Source organism: Congregibacter sp. (genome assembly GCF_965662665.1).
In the GTDB taxonomy this organism is placed as follows: domain Bacteria; phylum Pseudomonadota; class Gammaproteobacteria; order Pseudomonadales; family Halieaceae; genus Congregibacter.
The window spans coordinates 1-15,793 of sequence record NZ_CBFIIF010000005.1; the positions used below are offsets into that span (position 1 = coordinate 1).

The following is a 15,793-nucleotide window of genomic DNA, read 5'->3' on the forward strand; positions in this document are numbered from 1 at the left end:
ACCCGGCTATATGGGCGCTCATCGTCAACCACTTCTGCGCAAACTGGACGCTGTACTTGTTCCTGGCCTGGCTACCAAGCTACTTCCGGGACGTACAAGGTTTGTCCATCGCCGGATCTGGCTTGTTTGCGATCGGTCCCTGGGTTTGCCAGTTCGTGGGCGGAAACTTATCGGCCTATGTGGCAGATCGCTGGATCGCCGGCGGCGTGAGCGTAACCTTTGTACGTAAATTCATGCAGTGCTGCGGGCTAATCGGTGGTGCGGGCATGTTGCTTCTGGCATCTCAGGCGACGACGCCCGGGATGGCTTTGTTCTCGCTTTGCGCGGCCTTTGGTATTTCATCCATGGCCTGGGCCGGCTTTGCCTGCAATCATCTGGACGTCGCTCCACGTCACGCTGATGTACTTTTCAGCATCACCAATATTGGCGGCACGCTACCCGGTATTATTGGTGTGGCGCTCACAGGTATGCTCGTAGACCTAACCGGTGGATACACCGCTACCTTTATCGTTGCAGCCAGCATTAATGTTTTTGGTGCGATTGTCTGGCTACTCTTCGCAACGGGCGAACCCATCGTGGGCGATATCGAAAGAGCGTGACCCATAAAAAACCACTCTCAGTACATACCTACTACCAACAGAAGAACGCATGAGGCTCCACGATGACTGTATCGCTGTATGAACTAACCGTAGAAAGTTACCTGCAGACGCTGGGTGGCGCGAAAGGCGTCCTTGAACGTGGCGCCGAGTTTGCTGCCAGTAATGATACAAACCCGGACGATTTCGTGAACTTGCGCATGCGCGATGACATGGCGCCTTTGAGCTTCCAGGTGATCTCGATTTGGCATCACTCTCTGGGTGCAGTCAACGGCATGCGGGAAGGTTTGTTTCAACCCCCTCCTCTAAAGCCCGGTCTGGACTATGCGGGCTTGCAGGGGTTGGTGGACGAAGCTCTCGCCGGAGTGGGCGAGGTCTCACGCGAAGAGATGGAACAACTCGCCGATAAACCCATGGTTTTTCGTATAGGTGAACGAGAAGTCCCGTTCACCATGAGCAACTTTGCTATGTCGTTTTCTCTCCCCAATTTCTATTTTCACGCGACGACGATGTATGACCTCCTGCGCATGCAGGGGGTCCCCCTCGGAAAAATGGCGTATTTAGGTCCTCTGCGCGTGGGCTAGGCCGGGCTAAACATTAGAGGACGGCTCAGCGTTCCACTGTGCCAGAATAGTTCTCAAAACACTTACAAAGGCGATGGGTTCATCCAGCATGAGGTGATGGCGCGCCCCGGGAATACCAACGATGGGCATGTCCACGGCGCCGCACTCACGAATGTAGTCGGCAGAATCGTCATCAAAAAGTACGCTGTCCTCACCATAGACGATAGCTTTGCGACCCTGGGTTTCAGCGATAATTTGACCCTGACGCATCATACGGTCGCTTTGACCAAAATCACTTTGAAAAACGCTGGTATCAAACTTCCACGTCCAACCACCTTCGACCTGCTTGAGAGAGTGGTATGCCATATAGTCAAACAAACTGGGAACACTAACCGGTTGAGGTGGCGACAGTACGAAACGCGCTTTGGCCGACTCATAATCCGGGTAGACGCGATTAGGGCGACTAGTGTCTGAGCGCAGCGGCTTCCCTGATCCAAAGTGTTCCTTGAGCCGCTCAGGGCGCAACACCATCAAATCGCAAATTATCACCCCGCCAAACAGTGCGTGATTGTCTTGCATCGCAGTCAACGCTACATGCCCTCCATAGGAGTGAGCGATGACGATTGGCTTAATACTGTGATCAAACAAACCGGTGCTCCGGGCTACGTCCACCACTTCGTCCGCACGCACATCATCGGGGTAATTGTCACGCACACCGGAATCGCCCATACCTGAAAGATCGAACGCCACCACGTGATAGTGCTGTGCAAGAAAGGGCGCGATAAAGCCAAAGCAGCGGGAGTGGGCCAGGAACCCATGCATTAATAGTAAGGGAGGGTTTTCGGGATTGCCCCAGCGAAAGTAGCGAATATCACAGCCACCGGACGGAACCCAACCCTCCTCGCGAGGCACCGACAAGGCGCTCTCCAACCACGTCGGGACATCCGCGGCATCGGGGGGCAGTTCGGTCGCAAGATCGGTGGGTGTAGTGACAACGGTATTCATACCACTCCATGGTTGTTTGAGGAACGACGTTTAGCGAAGCGGAAGTTTACTATTTGTTGAGGGGGCGATGGTCACCAATAAGCGAAGGCTTAGATCAGGGCGTCGACCTCAATCTTGGGCTTGATGCTACGAGAGAGTTTGCACGGCTCAAAAAAAATCGTGCACGTTAATCGCGTTAATCAATCCGGGTTAGGGCCATAGAGTCCTACGCCCAGATCTCCGGCAATCTGTCGAATCGCCCGCTGCGCGCGCACGCTATTGCCCGCCGCGTTGAGTCGAGGCGAAAACGCGGCTATCGCAAATTTTCCGGGCACGACCGGGACAACGCTCAACTGGTTCTCCTTGAGCGTCGCATTCTCCGCTTTTAGCGCATCAATCTCTGCCTGCTGCGCCTGCAAGATTTGCCACATTTCCTCGAGAGGAGGGGTTTCTGCATCGGACTGCCCGTAGGCTGCAGTGGCGGATAAGTACGCGAACGAGAGAACAATCGCATATCGATTCATAGCAGAACTCCAGCGTGTAGACCCAAGGACTCTAAGGCCAAATTGTGTAAAACACCACCTGATCAAGTGACCTACGCGAGGGGTTCAAAACACGCCGCGGCAGTGCCGGTCATCCGCTTACAAACGAAGCTGCAGCATGAGCCACGCTTTGGTCGTATCCGGATAGCGTGTGGGCTCGTCGGTCTCAAATACAGCCGCTTTGGCGGTAACGGTGAGCCACTCGTTAATTACCCACTGCGCCTGCAAATCAATCTCGGTGCCGAAGCTCACACTGGATGATTCCGCAGAAAAATCGTGATAACGCGCGGTCAAAGCCACGGGCCCCATGTCCCCACTTACCGATATCCAGGCGTCCTGAATGCCGTCTTCAGGGGTGGCGAGAAACTTGTCCGCCCAACCCTGAACACCATGGCCATTGGCCAAGGGCGTCCCAAAGCCCACACCATTATCGGCGCCCAGAACCTCATAGGCCGCCTTGAGATTCACCGCTCCCACAGGCGCTGCCAGCTCCACCACATAGTAGGGCGCTCGATAGTAGAGCTCACTCTCACCCGACGCCGTTTGCGTCGCAAGGCGAGCCAGTACCTTTAGATCAGAGAAAGCTCCGGTGTAAGACAAACCAAAGGTATCACTGGAGTTGTTCACGGTTTTTGCTGAACTAAATTCGCGCTGCGGATCCACTTCTAACAGATAGGCAAAAGCCGCCAGCTTATGGCCTTCAGCGACTTGGTAACCCATGCGCAAAAAAGCGCTGTCGCCGTGCCAGTCAGCCGGATTACTGCCATCAAAGGGCCCAAAGACACGACTCACCTGATTAACGTAACTCGCGTCTATTGCGAGGGCGGGCAGCGCTTGCCACTGGAGCCTTGCCGCATCATAGGTCTGTTCGTTTTGCCGCCAGGGCTTAGCGCCAATAAAGCGACCTCGGTCCAATACGATACGCTGCCGTCCAAGCGTGGCATCCAGATCTGTCACGGAGTAGCGTAAAAACGCCTGATTGAACTCGGTACCCTCGGGGTCGGCAATGGTCGGGTACTCAATCTTACCGTTCTCCGTCGAGTTGTAATTCTCGCTGCCAATAGAAGACACGTCGTCGATCTCCAGCAACCCCGATAGGCCGCCAAGTTGTCCGGAAGTGAGGGTCAATCGAGTGCGTAACAAAGACGCCTCAGCAGACTCATCAAAGCCATCCTCGTCGACATTTTCATAGCGGTAGCGAAGATCGAGATCAACCGAGCCCGTCGTGAAGACACTCGAAAGTTGCTCACTGACGCTCTCTTGAGCGTGCGCGGCTGTCGCAAAAAGCGGACATAGCACCGATAGAAAAGCCGAGCCTAGATTTTTATAAGTGCGTGTCATGCTCTGCGGACTTAAAGGGAATTCGATCAGGGGTGCACACTATATTGAACCTTTGGCCAAAAGTAATCCGAGAGCTTGCTTAGGCGCAGGTATCTTTGAAGAACCGGTGGTTTGCTGGGTCAGTTCTCCCGGCGCTCCGTGAATCAGTCCACAATGCACCCTCATAATCCATTCGCGGCAATAAACGGATCAAACCCGCTAAAATTGGAATCCAAGCATTTAGGTACTTACCCAGTGACGCAGGTAGCAGCTGCGACTCGCAGAAGGAACACACAATGAAGACCTACAAAAAGACCTCAGAAGCTATTGCCGCGCTGGACGCGGAGCAATTCAGAGTCACACAAGAAAGCGGCACTGAACGGCCGGGAACGGGAGAGTATCTGAACAACCACGAGCCAGGGATTTATGTGGACATTGTTTCCGGTGAGCCCCTATTCGCTTCTACCGACAAGTACGAATCGGGCTGCGGCTGGCCGAGCTTTACCAAGCCCATCGAGCCGGCCTACGTCAATGAACTCAAGGACTCCAGCCACGGCATGATTCGTACCGAGGTGCGCAGCAACCACGGCGATAGCCATCTAGGGCACGTTTTCCCGGATGGCCCTGCCGATCGCGGCGGTCTACGCTACTGCATTAACTCGGCGTCGCTACGATTTGTGCACCGCGACGCCATGGAAGCCCAAGGCTATGGCGACTACCTCAATCAGGTAGACAGCGACTGAAGCGCCTTGGGACCGAGGCAAACGGCTAGCGCATTAACTCTTCTTCAATCTGCGCAAAGCGTTCTTTGCCAAAGAACATCTCATCGCCCACATAAAAAGTAGGAATACCAAAGCAGCCCCGCTCGACGGCGTTGGCTGTATTCTCCATGAGCTTGGCTTTTACCTCAGGGTCGGCAGTGCTCTCCAGCAGAGACTGACCATCCAGGCCAGCAGCAGTCATCGCCTCTGCAAAAACCTCGGGATCATCCATTTTGAGTCCTTGCTCCCACATGCATGACATTCCAACTTCCAGATACTGTTCCATAACCCCTGCGTTTTGAGCAGCAATAACGCCACGCATTAACAGCAGTGTGTTAACAGGAAAGTGGGGATTAAAGCTGAAGTCAGACAGTTCGTACTTCTTGATGAAGCGCTGGATCTCCAGCTGATCGTATTCGAGCTTTCCCTTCACACTCTGAAAAGCCATCATCGGTGGCTGATTGCCCGTGGACTTAAAAATCCCACCCAGCAGACAGGGAATGACCGTCAACTTGGCTTGGGTACGCTCCAGTAAAGATGGCAGAGCCTTGTAACAAAGGTAGGCATTGGGGCTGCCAAAGTCGAAAACAAACTGTAATTCTTTGCTCATGTTAAATCCTCTTGTCTCGAATAAAAGCAAGCTAACGCACGGGCATACACGGCCTGCTGAATTAGATAGTCAGTGATGGCAAAACCATCAAACCAGCTTGGGTGCGTGATTCCACCAGGCCAGATCCGAATGCGCTCGCAGGTCTGCCTCAAAGGTCCAGGCAGATCGGTGCTGATGGGCAAGATGAAAGTAGGTCTCAGCCATGTGCTCAGGCAGTAACAAGCCATCATGATCCTGGCCTTTGGCCTCGCGCAGCTTTGCAAAATTTTCGGGGCCGAGCATCTTGCCCAGCGTGTCGGGAGCGTCCACGGCGCCGTCGATGAGTACATGAGCAATGTGAATGCCCCGGGATGCGTATTCGGCATTGAGGGTTTGGCAAAGCATACGCCGACCGCCCATAGCCGCTGCATGAGAGTGCTGACCCCCATTGCCACGGACCGCGGCGGTAGCAGATGTTACCAGCAGGGTACCGCTACCCCGCGCTTCCATCAGCGGCACCACACTCTTTGCCACTCTAAACAGAGCCAGCGTAGCCAGGCGCCAGCCAGTCTCAAACATCTTATAACTGGTATCAGATAAAGGGCGGTTGCCAATCTGCGCGCCCAGATTAAACAGCACGACTTCAATGGGACCAACGTTCGCCTCGGTATCTGCAATCAGGTTCTCAATAGCATCATCCTCGATGGCGTTGAGCAGTTTTCCGCTGGCGGAACCGCCCGCTTCTTCTATCTCTGCCACCAGGCGATTCAGGCCTGTTTCATCACTGCGTCGGCAGAGGACGGCGTGATAGCCGTCCCTGGCGAACCGCTTACCCACAGTGCCTCCAATACCCGCACCCGCGCCTATAACCAAACAGACTTTTTTCATTGTTATCGCCATCCCTCAAAAATTATCCATTTCGAGCAGCCCCGATCGTCAGCATGACTTCAGTCGCCACCCATATTCATCTGGGCGATGCGCTGTCGAGCCGCAGAACTTGCACCGGGCCCGGCCCTTACGACAATATCCTTTAACCCGAGCACATTGCCGTCCCTGTCTGTGGGCCGCAGCTTGAGCAGCTTTTTTCCTGAGCGTTTTTCAAAAAAGCTCACCGCCTCGCGATCTTTGCCGTAAACCTGCTCATTACCCCACTGAGTCATCGCCACAATCACAGGCATCAGAGACTCTCCTCGCTCAGTCAGCTGATACTCATAACGTGTGCCGTGCTCTCCAATGTCGACGGTTTCCAACACTCCCTGCTGGACCAACAGGTTGAGGCGATCACTGAGGATGTTTTTGGCAGCGCCGGTGTTTGTTCGAAACTCGCCAAAACGCGTGGCACCGTAGAAGGCCTCGCGGACAACCAGCAATGTCCATGCATCACCAAAGACATTCAGGAATTCGGCGATGGGGCAGGTCTGTTGGTGTTTCTTGGTCATCTCTTCTGGCTGGTCGCTATCTTCATCACAGGAGCAACAGTAGGTTTTTTGGTTTTCTTTTGCAACTAAATTATGTGTAAGCCCGTAAACGATTGCCGAAAGGTCTATGCAAACTCCCACTCGCCTCTTCGCGCTCAAACTCTCCCATGGTGGATAACCAGCGACGTCAATCGGTAGCCCACAAGACCTATAATGCTCCCTGCAAACAATGAGAAACATTCATGCAAGACGCTAAGCATCTGGTATTTGGCGCGGGACTGATCGGCGGCTACATGGCGGGCGCTATAACGCTGGCAGGCCTAAACTGCGCAATGGTCGCAAGGCCTGCGGTCCGTGAGGCGCTGTCCGACGAACTGCTGCTTAGTGACTATCTTGGCAATGAAGGCTCCATCCCATCACCCACCTTTGCCGACCCCGAAGCATCGTGCGAGTACGACTATCTGTGGCTCACGGTAAAATGCACTGCTGTCGAATCTGTGCTGGAGGAGTTGGCAGGATATGTAGGCCCCCAAATCACCATCGTTTGCTGTCAAAACGGACTCGGCAGTGATGCGCAGTTGCGTGACCGTTTTACCGACGTCCGCGTCATACAGGCCGTCTTCGGCTCGAACGTGGCTCAACCCGCCAGCAACCGCTTACACCGTTCAACCGAGGGCACACTGGTAATTGAGGATGATGGTCGTGGGGATGTTCCGGACCTGGCTAAACGTTTAAACAGCGGCCTGATGCCAACGCGCAGTAGCCGCGAATTCCGTGCAGAGCAGTGGGCAAAATTACAGTTAAATCTGGCTAATGCGGTGAACGCGTTGTCAGACGTTCCCGTAAAGACCATGCTCGAGCAGCGCGGTCTGCGCAAACTCATCGCCGCATTGATGAAGGAGATGCTGGTTGTCACCGACAGCAAAGATATTGCCCTGCCACAATTAGCACCACTACCGCCTCATTGGATACCGCGTTTGTTAGATGTTCCCGACTGGCTGTTTGCCCTGCTGGGCAAGAAAATGCTCGCCATTGACCCGACAGCGCGCGCCTCTATGTGGTGGGACTTGCACAATGGCAAAAAGACCGAGGTGGACTATCTCAATGCAGCCGTAGTGCGTGAAGCCGTTGCCGAGGGACTTGCTGCCCCCGTCAACCAACGTCTGGTGGAACTGGTTCGGCAAGTGGAAACCGGTGCTCAATCCCGCGATTGGACACCGGCAGAACTGGCCGGAAGACTGTTTAGCGAGCCCTGAGAACTCAACCACAATCTCCAGCCCGGAGTGAAATGCCTAGGGCTTTCGAAACTTCAACGTAAACCGATCCGTGTTGCCGGACACAGACTTACGGCCTACCTCATACTCAAGCTCATCATCCGCTCGGTAGTGCAGGGTCGAATAATCGACGAACTCGAATCCTGCGGCCTCAATCTCCTTGATAGCCTGCACCGGATCAACGCGGCGACGATTCTCCGGAGTCTCAGACTCCATGTGACGCTTGGTGTGATCGACTACGCCATAGATACCACCGGACTTGAGTGCCGCGAAGGCCGCTGCATGCATACCTGCGCGACCCCCAGCGTCAAAGTTGTGTACATTCCGAAAGGTTAAAACCATGTCGATGTTATCGACGTCCAGGTCGACAGAATCCATCGTGTAATAACGTGAACCAGACTCCCGGCGCATATTTGCCTCGTCCTCGATGACAGTCACCCCTTCAAAGCCCGGCTCGGTGAGCAAACCCTCGCTCAGGCGACCAGCGCCCAAAGCAACATAGAGCTTGCCGTCCTCGGCGAGTACGGGCGCGAGTACTCGCGTATACCAGCCGCCACCGGGAATTAGTTCGAGAACGCGCATGTCATCTTGGAGGCCAAAGAACTTGAGCGTCGCCAAAGGCTTGCGGTTACGGTCCCGAGCACGATCAGCCTCGGGTCGACTCTCTGCGGCCAGTGCTGCGGTGACCTTGTCGTCGATATCCGCGGCCATTGCTGGACTTATCGCGACGAGGGCCGCGACGGCTAAAAATAAGCTTCTCATTGATCAGTTCCTTGAAAGTCAGAACGACTTCGATGAATTTTTATGAATTAACGCTCTTACGGATAGTAAGCCCGAGCCCATGCCCGGGCAACTGCTTAAAGCTATTCGCACTTTTCAGTCGCATAGACTGTTACTGCATCGCGTGGTCATGAATATTTCTGCCTCTAGTCGCCACTGCCCATCATCGCAGCGCCACTTGGCCGTGAATTGCCCTCCTACCTCGTCGCCACCGGGAGCCGATCCTGTCCAGAGCCCGGACTCCATAGCTATGGGATACAGAGGCGACATCTCAACCGCGGTTGTTTCGCGCACATAGCGCAGTCGATTGGGGTCGCTCACATCTGAACGCCAAATCTCCAGCTGACGATCTCTGCCTAAATAGACATCACTGTCAGAGCCTGTCACCAACACAAGGTTGTCATCGAAAATTCTTGCCATGGCATCAAGGTCATCATCTCGAATCGCGTGGTTAAATGCGGTCCGCGCCTTGCTCACGCCCGCTGAACTGCAGTCCTGTGCAAGCGCATTTGCACTGCTGAGTCCCGCGAGGACTATTGCTAAGGCTTTACCAAAGTGTCTCATCTCAACTCCTTAAAACGCGCATGGGCGCGCCGAATTGGTAGCTACTGATCTAAATCGCGATACTTATCCTCGCTACTCTGGAGCAGACTGTTAGCGCGGTTTTCCAAGGACTCCACGGCATTGGCGGGCTTATCGGTGTCGATCTGCATAGGAGCCTCACTATCGGAGGTCGGCTCAGACGAAACCCCATCGCCCGTGGAGGACATATTCGTCATCACTAAAAAACCAATAATCAGTGCTGCCAGTAACACGCCTACGATACCCATGCCCAAACTCCTTTTGACATTGCGATTGCCCTGCCCTGCTTCCGCCACGTAGCATCCGTCTCAGGGATTTATGACACACCGACACCTACCGTGTATTCAGTGCGATACTGAGAGTAACAAAAGACGAGAACCTTGTTGCCAGGTGCTGCAAAGCAGCAGACATCGTAAGCATTCAACCTCACCCACTGCCCTGCTCTTTGAATGATTGACGTCACAAAGCTACTGCTCTTCATTCCCACGATGATACTCATCTCCGCGACGCCAGGGATGTGTATGACCTTGGCGATGACCCTGGGAATGACCGTGGGCCTAAAACGCACTGCGTGGATGATGGCTGGCGAAGTGACCGGCGTAGCGCTGGTATCCACGCTCAGCGGTCTTGGGGTTGCCAGCCTAATGCTCCGTTACCCCACCGCGTTCACCGTGTTTAAACTCGCTGGAGGTTTGTACATGGGCTGGCTGGGCTTGCAGTTATGGCGATCTCGAGGCGCGATGGCCATTTCCACCGATGAGATGGACGGCTCTGCCGTGCCCGCCGGTCGCATGCTGGCTCTTCAGGGATTTGTGACGGCCATTGCCAATCCCAAAGGATGGGCGTTCTTTATGGCCTTGCTGCCGCCCTTCATGCTGACGGTGAACGGCCCGATCAATGCGCATAATGGCGTCATCCTCTTGATTATCCTGCTCTCGGAACTTCTCTGCATGACGCTCTATGCCACCGGTGGCAAAGCCTTGCGCAAGCTCCTAAAAGAACGCAGTAATGTCGCCGTTCTTAATCGTATCGCCGGTACGCTGATGATTGGTGTGGGCGTGTGGCTGGCAGCATCCTAGTGCTGTTCACAGTGAGTATGGCTAAGGCCCACGTTTGCCGTTTGGTCAGCGCGTGTTTTGATACTCTGCATCTACCTATCTCTCAAACCGAGATTTCGGAGAAACTATGAGCCCCATTGTCTACGCATCCACTGCCGCCGTCCTGGCAACGATATCGCTTGCGACCTTTGGCAAGCCCGATGCATCGGTTAATAGCGCTGTGGAGACTCCGGGAATTACCGCGCCACTGACCGCTGCGCAAATTGCCCGGGCCTATCCCAAAGACGCACTCACGGGAGCGGCGGTAGACGAGCCTGTGCTTCTGAAAAGCAAAGGCGGAATGTCTATCCGCGTAGTCAAACTTGCAGAAGGTCTGTCCCATCCTGACGGCCTGGTGTTTTTGCCCGGTGGGCGCGAGATGTTGATCACCGAGCGACCGGGACGCTTGCGTCTGATGAGTGATGGTGTTCTTGACCCTAGGCCAGTGGCCGGTCTTCCCGCGATTAACAACGTCGGACTCGGTGGCTTACACGACATCGTGCTCCACCCGGACTTTGAGGCGAATCGACAGCTATACATCTCTTACACAAAAGATCGAGAACCCCAGACCGGAACCACGCTCGCAATCCTTCGCGCCCGCTTTGATGAGGGCCGACTCAAGGATGTTGAAGACATTCTCGTGGTTGATGCCTGGGAGAGCCCCCTGGGCACCTACGGTGGACGCATGGTCTTTGGCCCGGACGGTATGCTCTATATCAGCGTGGGCGATCGCGACGGCACCACCTCCAGCGATACGTCCAGCGCACGCCCGGAGGCGCAAAACCTGGAAAACCACATCGGTACCATCTTGCGAGTACGAGAAGACGGCACCGCGCCCCCGGACAACCCCTTCGTAACCAACCCCGACGCCGACGATGAGATCTACAGCTACGGGCACCGAAACGTCTATGGTATCGATTGGGATCCCGGTACCGGAGAAATGTGGGCAGTGGAGTTTGGCCCCGCCGGCGGTGATGAAATCAACCGCATCATCCCTGGCCACAACTACGGCTGGCCCCTGGTGTCTTTTGGCAGACATTACTCTGGCAGCCTGGTCTCGAAGCAACCGTGGTATCGAGAGGGCATGGACAACCCCCTGTTCTTTTGGAATCCGGCCTTCAATCCAGAAAATATGTTCTTTTACACCGGCGACAAGTTTCCGCGCCTAAACGGCAGTCTTATGATCGCAGGCGCGGGATCAAAAACCGTCGCGCAAATGAGCATCCGGGGCGACTTCATCAAGCAAGGCGACACGATGCTCACTGAGCTCGACGTGCGTTTTAGGGATATCCGTCAGGGGCCGGACGGCTATATCTACCTACTTACCGAAGGGAGGCTGCGAGGTCCCCGGGACACTGACGGTATGTTGCTCCGCCTTGAGCCTCCCTCGGCGGCGGCAGCAATGGCCTCTGCGGATGGAGCTGCCCTACCGGACGCCGACGGCAAGCAATTGATCCAAAGGTCCTGCGGTAGCTGCCACGGCGTGGATATGGTGATGGCAAAGTCGCGATCCCCCGGTGAATGGAAGGACGTGCTTAACAGCATGATCGGCAAAGGCATGAACCTTAACGATGCCCAGTACAACGAGGTGTTGAGCTACCTTTCTGAGCACCTAAGCAGTCCCTGAAAATTTACCCGGGGGGCTCGGTCGCTACTCCCGAGGTGCCCCTCGCCACAGACTTCTTTATGATGACGCACACATAGTAAGTCCCGAACTACGTTCAATTCAGCATTGAGGCCATAAGCCATGACATCACTTGGAGCTCCACAACCGACTACGCGCTGGTTCAATGGGAGCGCGCTGCGATTGACGCTCATGGTTTTTCTCATCGCCGCTACGGGCCACGCCCGGTCCGATGAGCTCCCGTCTGTGGCCGACAAGGTCGCTGGCACGCAGCACATGCAGGGGTATTTCGATCTCTACTGGGATGCCTCTGCAGGATCCATGTATCTGGAAATCGACAAGCTGGATACGGAGTTTCTGTACCAGGTTTCTATGGGTTCAGGATTGGGTTCCAACCCTATTGGCATTGACCGGGGACAGGTGCGGGGCACCCACATCCTCGAAGCAAGGCGCGTGGGTCCGCGGGTTTTGTTGGTAGAGCCCAATTACCGGTATCGCGCTACTAGCGATAACCAGCTGGAACGCACCGCGGTAAAAGACGCCTTTGCACCATCGGTACACTGGGGCTTCGACATCGTGGCGGAAAGCGAAGGCAGCGTACTGGTCGATGCCACAGAGTTTTTCCTGCGCGATGCCCGCAATGTTGTGGGACAAATCAAACGACGCAAGCAGGGCGACTTTAAGTTAGAGAAAACCCGCAGCGCCATTTATCTGGAGAACACCGCTGCGTTTCCCGAGAACATCGAGATCGAAGCGATGCTGACGTTCACCAGCGATGCCCCTGGAGATCTGGTCAACAAAGTCGCGGCGACGGGATCGTCCATTACCCTTCGACAGCATCACTCTATCGTGAAGCTACCCGATGACGGCTTTAAAACGCGCCTGTCAGATCCACGCATTGGTACTAACGGCCCCACAATTCAGGACTACGGTACCGCCATCGGCGAGGACCTTGTTGTTCGTCTTGTTGCCCGTCATCGCCTCGAAAAGAAAAACCCCAGTGCCGCAAGATCCGAAGCCATCGAGCCGATTATTTACTATCTGGACCCCGGTGTACCCGAACCTATCAAGAGTGCGCTCATAGAGGGCGGCCGCTGGTGGAATCAAGCCTTTGAAGCGGCTGGCTTTATTGATGCGTTTCAGGTTCGTGAGTTACCCGCTGGCGTCGATGCGCAGGACATCCGTTACAACATGATCCACTGGACGCACCGACGCACCCGGGGTTATTCCTATGGCTACTCGGTGGTTGATCCGCGGACGGGCGAAATCATCAAGGGCAATGTGAACCTGGGCAGCTTGCGCCTGCGTCAGGACTATCTCCACGGACAGGGGATGATACCGGGATTTGACTATCTCACGGCTGCAGCCGGAGACAACTCTGCCTCTGTAAATCTCGCGCTGGATCGCGTGCGGCAACTCTCTGCCCACGAGATAGGCCACACCCTCGGCTTTCCGCACAATTATCTATCCAGTAGCTATGGTCGCGAGAGCGTCATGGACTACCCAGCGCCCCTGGTGGAGATCACTGAGGACGGGAAACTGGACTTTTCAAATGCCTATCCCCAACGCATTGGCGAGTACGACAAGCTGGCCGTGCGCTACTCCTATACGCAGTTTAATGACAGCGCTGATGAGGCCGCTGAGCTTCAAAAAATTGTTCAGGAGAGCCTGGATAGCGGGCTTCTCTTTATGGCGCATAACAACAATAATTTTCGCGGTGCCGGGCACCCCTACGCCAGTGTCTGGGATAACGGCGATAACCTTGTTGATCACCTAAAGCACGAAATCAAGGTGCGCAAAATTGGCTTGGACAATTTTGGAGAGGAGCTGATACGCACGGGCGAGCCTGTCTCCACGCTCGAGTACGTGCTACTCCCACTCTACATGCACCATCGCTTCCAGATGAATGCTGCAGCCCAGAGCATTGGCGGCGCAGACTATCGCAACACGCTGCGGGGCGACGGTCAGCAAGCCCTTACCATCATTGAAGCCGAGGAACAGCGCGATGCGCTCTCTACCGTGCTATCGACTTTAGATGTGGACTTCCTGACGCTCCCCAAAGAGATCCTTGCGCTAATTCCACCACCGGCCCAACGCTACGCGCAGGGCGAGGCGTTTCCCGGTCGTGCAGGACTTTACTTTGATGCCCTGGGTGCCGTCGAGGCATCGGCAAGTCTGACGGTGCAGACCGTGTTACATCCGGCAAGGATGGAGCGCCTTGTCACCTACGGCAGCATGGGGGACTACCCTACGCTTGAAGAAGTCGTCGACGCCGTGCTGGAGGCAACGTGGTCAGCCAAAACACCCAGCGACGACTATCGCAAGAAAGTTCTGCAGGTTGTTCAGCAGGTGACTACTCGGGAGATGATGAGCAGCGCGAGCAATACAGCCAGCAGTGGAGTCGTGCGCAGCGTGTTAGCGGATCGTCTAAACCGACTGCGCATGGACCTGCAAAAGAAAGCCAAGCGCGATGCGCACAGCTACAGCATGGCTGCGGATATCCGCCGCTGGCAGGAAACCGGTGAAGTACCAGGCGCGACCGCTCTGAAGATGCCCCCAGGGGACCCTATCTAAGAGGGCGATCGCTCGGTTGGACAAACAGAGAGAAGCAGTACTCCTTGCAAAACGTCCTTGCGGACAATGGAATGTCCGCTATTGTTGTAGCTGTTTGGATTCATAAAGACGCTTAGGCCTATGCTCCTGCAACAAGCAACTACCCTCCTGAAACAAGCAGCTACCAAGTGGCTGAGTGTAATCTCGGCCGGGTTCCTGTTTAGCAATGTTGCCGTCGCACAGATGAGCGCGGCTGAAAAAGCACCCGACGCCGAGGCTTTCCTCGCGATGGACCGCGAAGTCATAGCGGCGTTTTTAAAGGGGGATGCAGACGGCTATGCGGCGCCCATGAGCGACGACTTTTTTCTCTATCAGGGTGGCTACCGCGCGGGCAAGGACTACGCGGTTGGCATGGTCAGCACTATTAGCTGCGACGTGAGCGACCCTCTAAAACTGAGCTCGCCGCACGTCACCCAGGTCAATAAAAAAGCGTATGTACTGAGTTATCGCATGGATATACAGGCGACCTGCTCAAGCGGAGACATCTCGATCACCCTGCCGACACCGGTTCGTGCCGCGACGCTCTGGGTTTACAAGCAAGGTAGCTGGCAGATTGCCTATCACGGCGAAAACGCCATAGTAGAGCCCACCTCGGCCAGCGACTCTATCTCTAGTGGGGCCGCTGACAGTTTGACGAAGGAGCAGCCAGCGCCGAAGGGATCATTGCTCGACTCCTTGTGGACTGCTGAGAACGCAGTCTGGGAGACCTGGCGTGCACACGACGCTAACGCGCTGACAGAGCTAACGGCTGGCGACATTTCCTTTGTAAACGTATTTGGCGACTACTTCGCTACCAAGGCAGACACCATTGCTAACTGGACCGGCCCTTTTTGTGATGTAGATAGCTTCACTCTCAGCAACAGCGAAGCCACACAGGTTCTGTCCGATGTTGCCGTGCTGACGCTCACGGGCAGCATAAAGGCGACCTGCGGCGAACAGCACTTTGCTGATATGCGTGTTTATGCGACAACGGTTTACGTAAAAACAGCCGAAGGCTGGAAATGGGCTTTTGGCTTTAACTCGCCCTAGAGATCGCCGAAAGCAACGTTG

General features: G+C 55.1%; 17 protein-coding genes. 8 read left to right on the top strand and 9 right to left on the bottom strand.

Annotated features, from left to right (window positions below; genetic code table 11):
* Positions 1–599, top strand: a 599-nt coding sequence (locus ACTG39_RS03245) for an MFS transporter (protein WP_439106094.1), incomplete at its 5' end; no start/stop codon positions are given.
* Between the two features lie 62 nt (positions 600–661).
* The gene (locus ACTG39_RS03250) at positions 662–1,180 is read left to right on the top strand and encodes a DUF1993 domain-containing protein (protein ID WP_439106095.1); all 519 of its coding nucleotides are present in this window, start codon (positions 662–664) and stop codon (positions 1,178–1,180) included.
* A 6-nt stretch (positions 1,181–1,186) separates the two neighbouring features.
* Here ACTG39_RS03250 and ACTG39_RS03255 read toward each other — a convergent pair whose 3' ends face one another.
* The 3 genes from ACTG39_RS03255 to ACTG39_RS03265 form a co-directional block, all read right to left on the bottom strand.
* Positions 1,187–2,164 (bottom strand): alpha/beta fold hydrolase, encoded by a 978-nt coding sequence (locus ACTG39_RS03255; RefSeq protein ID WP_439106096.1) that lies wholly within the window; start codon positions 2,162–2,164, stop codon positions 1,187–1,189.
* Positions 2,165–2,343: 179 nt separating this feature from the next.
* Positions 2,344–2,667, bottom strand: a complete 324-nt coding sequence (locus tag ACTG39_RS03260; protein ID WP_439106097.1) for a glutaminase — start codon at positions 2,665–2,667, stop codon at positions 2,344–2,346.
* A 117-nt stretch (positions 2,668–2,784) separates the two neighbouring features.
* Positions 2,785–4,026 carry an alginate export family protein gene (locus ACTG39_RS03265; RefSeq protein ID WP_439106098.1) on the bottom strand — a complete coding sequence of 414 codons (1,242 nt, stop codon included), beginning with the start codon at positions 4,024–4,026 and terminating at the stop codon, positions 2,785–2,787.
* Positions 4,027–4,301: 275 nt separating this feature from the next.
* Here ACTG39_RS03265 and msrB point away from each other — a divergent pair, with 275 nt between their 5' ends.
* Positions 4,302–4,748 carry a peptide-methionine (R)-S-oxide reductase MsrB gene (gene msrB, locus ACTG39_RS03270; RefSeq protein ID WP_439106099.1) on the top strand — a complete coding sequence of 149 codons (447 nt, stop codon included), beginning with the start codon at positions 4,302–4,304 and terminating at the stop codon, positions 4,746–4,748.
* Positions 4,749–4,773: 25 nt separating this feature from the next.
* On the opposite strand, the gene ACTG39_RS03275 is transcribed toward msrB, so the two are convergent.
* The 3 genes from ACTG39_RS03275 to ACTG39_RS03285 form a co-directional block, all read right to left on the bottom strand.
* Complete coding sequence (locus ACTG39_RS03275) at positions 4,774–5,376, bottom strand: 2-hydroxychromene-2-carboxylate isomerase (protein ID WP_439106100.1); 603 nt, start codon at positions 5,374–5,376, stop codon at positions 4,774–4,776.
* Between the two features lie 87 nt (positions 5,377–5,463).
* Positions 5,464–6,243: an SDR family NAD(P)-dependent oxidoreductase gene (locus tag ACTG39_RS03280; RefSeq protein WP_439106101.1), complete on the bottom strand. Its 780-nt coding sequence runs from the start codon at positions 6,241–6,243 to the stop codon at positions 5,464–5,466.
* Positions 6,244–6,302: 59 nt separating this feature from the next.
* Complete coding sequence (locus ACTG39_RS03285; RefSeq protein WP_439106102.1) at positions 6,303–6,794, bottom strand: winged helix-turn-helix transcriptional regulator; 492 nt, start codon at positions 6,792–6,794, stop codon at positions 6,303–6,305.
* 221 nt (positions 6,795–7,015) lie between these two features.
* Between ACTG39_RS03285 and ACTG39_RS03290 the strand changes: the two genes are divergently transcribed.
* Positions 7,016–8,029, top strand: coding sequence for a 2-dehydropantoate 2-reductase (locus ACTG39_RS03290; RefSeq protein ID WP_439106103.1), 1,014 nt, complete (start codon positions 7,016–7,018; stop codon positions 8,027–8,029).
* A 36-nt stretch (positions 8,030–8,065) separates the two neighbouring features.
* On the opposite strand, the gene ACTG39_RS03295 is transcribed toward ACTG39_RS03290, so the two are convergent.
* From ACTG39_RS03295 to ACTG39_RS03305, 3 genes are all read right to left on the bottom strand, one after another.
* Positions 8,066–8,809, bottom strand: a complete 744-nt coding sequence (locus ACTG39_RS03295; RefSeq protein ID WP_439106104.1) for a class I SAM-dependent methyltransferase — start codon at positions 8,807–8,809, stop codon at positions 8,066–8,068.
* A 114-nt stretch (positions 8,810–8,923) separates the two neighbouring features.
* Positions 8,924–9,391, bottom strand: a complete 468-nt coding sequence (locus ACTG39_RS03300) for a nuclear transport factor 2 family protein (RefSeq protein ID WP_439106105.1) — start codon at positions 9,389–9,391, stop codon at positions 8,924–8,926.
* 41 nt (positions 9,392–9,432) lie between these two features.
* Complete coding sequence (locus ACTG39_RS03305) at positions 9,433–9,657, bottom strand: hypothetical protein (protein ID WP_439106106.1); 225 nt, start codon at positions 9,655–9,657, stop codon at positions 9,433–9,435.
* Positions 9,658–9,858: 201 nt separating this feature from the next.
* Between ACTG39_RS03305 and ACTG39_RS03310 the strand changes: the two genes are divergently transcribed.
* The 4 genes from ACTG39_RS03310 to ACTG39_RS03325 all read left to right on the top strand — a co-directional run bounded on the left by ACTG39_RS03310 (position 9,859) and on the right by ACTG39_RS03325 (position 15,772).
* Complete coding sequence (locus tag ACTG39_RS03310; RefSeq protein WP_439106107.1) at positions 9,859–10,488, top strand: LysE family translocator; 630 nt, start codon at positions 9,859–9,861, stop codon at positions 10,486–10,488.
* 106 nt (positions 10,489–10,594) lie between these two features.
* Positions 10,595–12,133, top strand: a complete 1,539-nt coding sequence (locus ACTG39_RS03315) for a PQQ-dependent sugar dehydrogenase (protein ID WP_439106108.1) — start codon at positions 10,595–10,597, stop codon at positions 12,131–12,133.
* Between the two features lie 120 nt (positions 12,134–12,253).
* Positions 12,254–14,704, top strand: coding sequence for a zinc-dependent metalloprotease (locus tag ACTG39_RS03320; protein WP_439106109.1), 2,451 nt, complete (start codon positions 12,254–12,256; stop codon positions 14,702–14,704).
* A gap of 120 nt (positions 14,705–14,824) precedes the next feature.
* The gene (locus tag ACTG39_RS03325) at positions 14,825–15,772 is read left to right on the top strand and encodes a nuclear transport factor 2 family protein (RefSeq protein WP_439106110.1); all 948 of its coding nucleotides are present in this window, start codon (positions 14,825–14,827) and stop codon (positions 15,770–15,772) included.
* Positions 15,773–15,793: the final 21 nt, after the last annotated feature.

Bases quoted from the DNA above. Each gene is read 5' to 3' on its own strand.
- ACTG39_RS03275 (WP_439106100.1), bottom strand. From the start codon at position 5,376: ATGAGCAAAGAATTACAGTTTGTTTTCGACTTTGGCAGCCCCAATGCC.
- ACTG39_RS03295 (WP_439106104.1), bottom strand. From the start codon at position 8,809: ATGAGAAGCTTATTTTTAGCCGTCGCGGCCCTCGTCGCGATAAGTCCA.
- ACTG39_RS03320 (WP_439106109.1), top strand. From the start codon at position 12,254: ATGACATCACTTGGAGCTCCACAACCGACTACGCGCTGGTTCAATGGG.
- ACTG39_RS03280 (WP_439106101.1), bottom strand. From the start codon at position 6,243: ATGAAAAAAGTCTGTTTGGTTATAGGCGCGGGTGCGGGTATTGGAGGC.
- ACTG39_RS03250 (WP_439106095.1), top strand. From the start codon at position 662: ATGACTGTATCGCTGTATGAACTAACCGTAGAAAGTTACCTGCAGACG.
- ACTG39_RS03315 (WP_439106108.1), top strand. From the start codon at position 10,595: ATGAGCCCCATTGTCTACGCATCCACTGCCGCCGTCCTGGCAACGATA.
- ACTG39_RS03290 (WP_439106103.1), top strand. From the start codon at position 7,016: ATGCAAGACGCTAAGCATCTGGTATTTGGCGCGGGACTGATCGGCGGC.
- ACTG39_RS03260 (WP_439106097.1), bottom strand. From the start codon at position 2,667: ATGAATCGATATGCGATTGTTCTCTCGTTCGCGTACTTATCCGCCACT.
- ACTG39_RS03305 (WP_439106106.1), bottom strand. From the start codon at position 9,657: ATGGGTATCGTAGGCGTGTTACTGGCAGCACTGATTATTGGTTTTTTA.
- ACTG39_RS03265 (WP_439106098.1), bottom strand. From the start codon at position 4,026: ATGACACGCACTTATAAAAATCTAGGCTCGGCTTTTCTATCGGTGCTA.
- ACTG39_RS03310 (WP_439106107.1), top strand. From the start codon at position 9,859: ATGATTGACGTCACAAAGCTACTGCTCTTCATTCCCACGATGATACTC.
- ACTG39_RS03300 (WP_439106105.1), bottom strand. From the start codon at position 9,391: ATGAGACACTTTGGTAAAGCCTTAGCAATAGTCCTCGCGGGACTCAGC.
- ACTG39_RS03255 (WP_439106096.1), bottom strand. From the start codon at position 2,164: ATGAATACCGTTGTCACTACACCCACCGATCTTGCGACCGAACTGCCC.
- ACTG39_RS03285 (WP_439106102.1), bottom strand. From the start codon at position 6,794: ATGACCAAGAAACACCAACAGACCTGCCCCATCGCCGAATTCCTGAAT.
- msrB (WP_439106099.1), top strand. From the start codon at position 4,302: ATGAAGACCTACAAAAAGACCTCAGAAGCTATTGCCGCGCTGGACGCG.
- ACTG39_RS03325 (WP_439106110.1), top strand. From the start codon at position 14,825: ATGCTCCTGCAACAAGCAACTACCCTCCTGAAACAAGCAGCTACCAAG.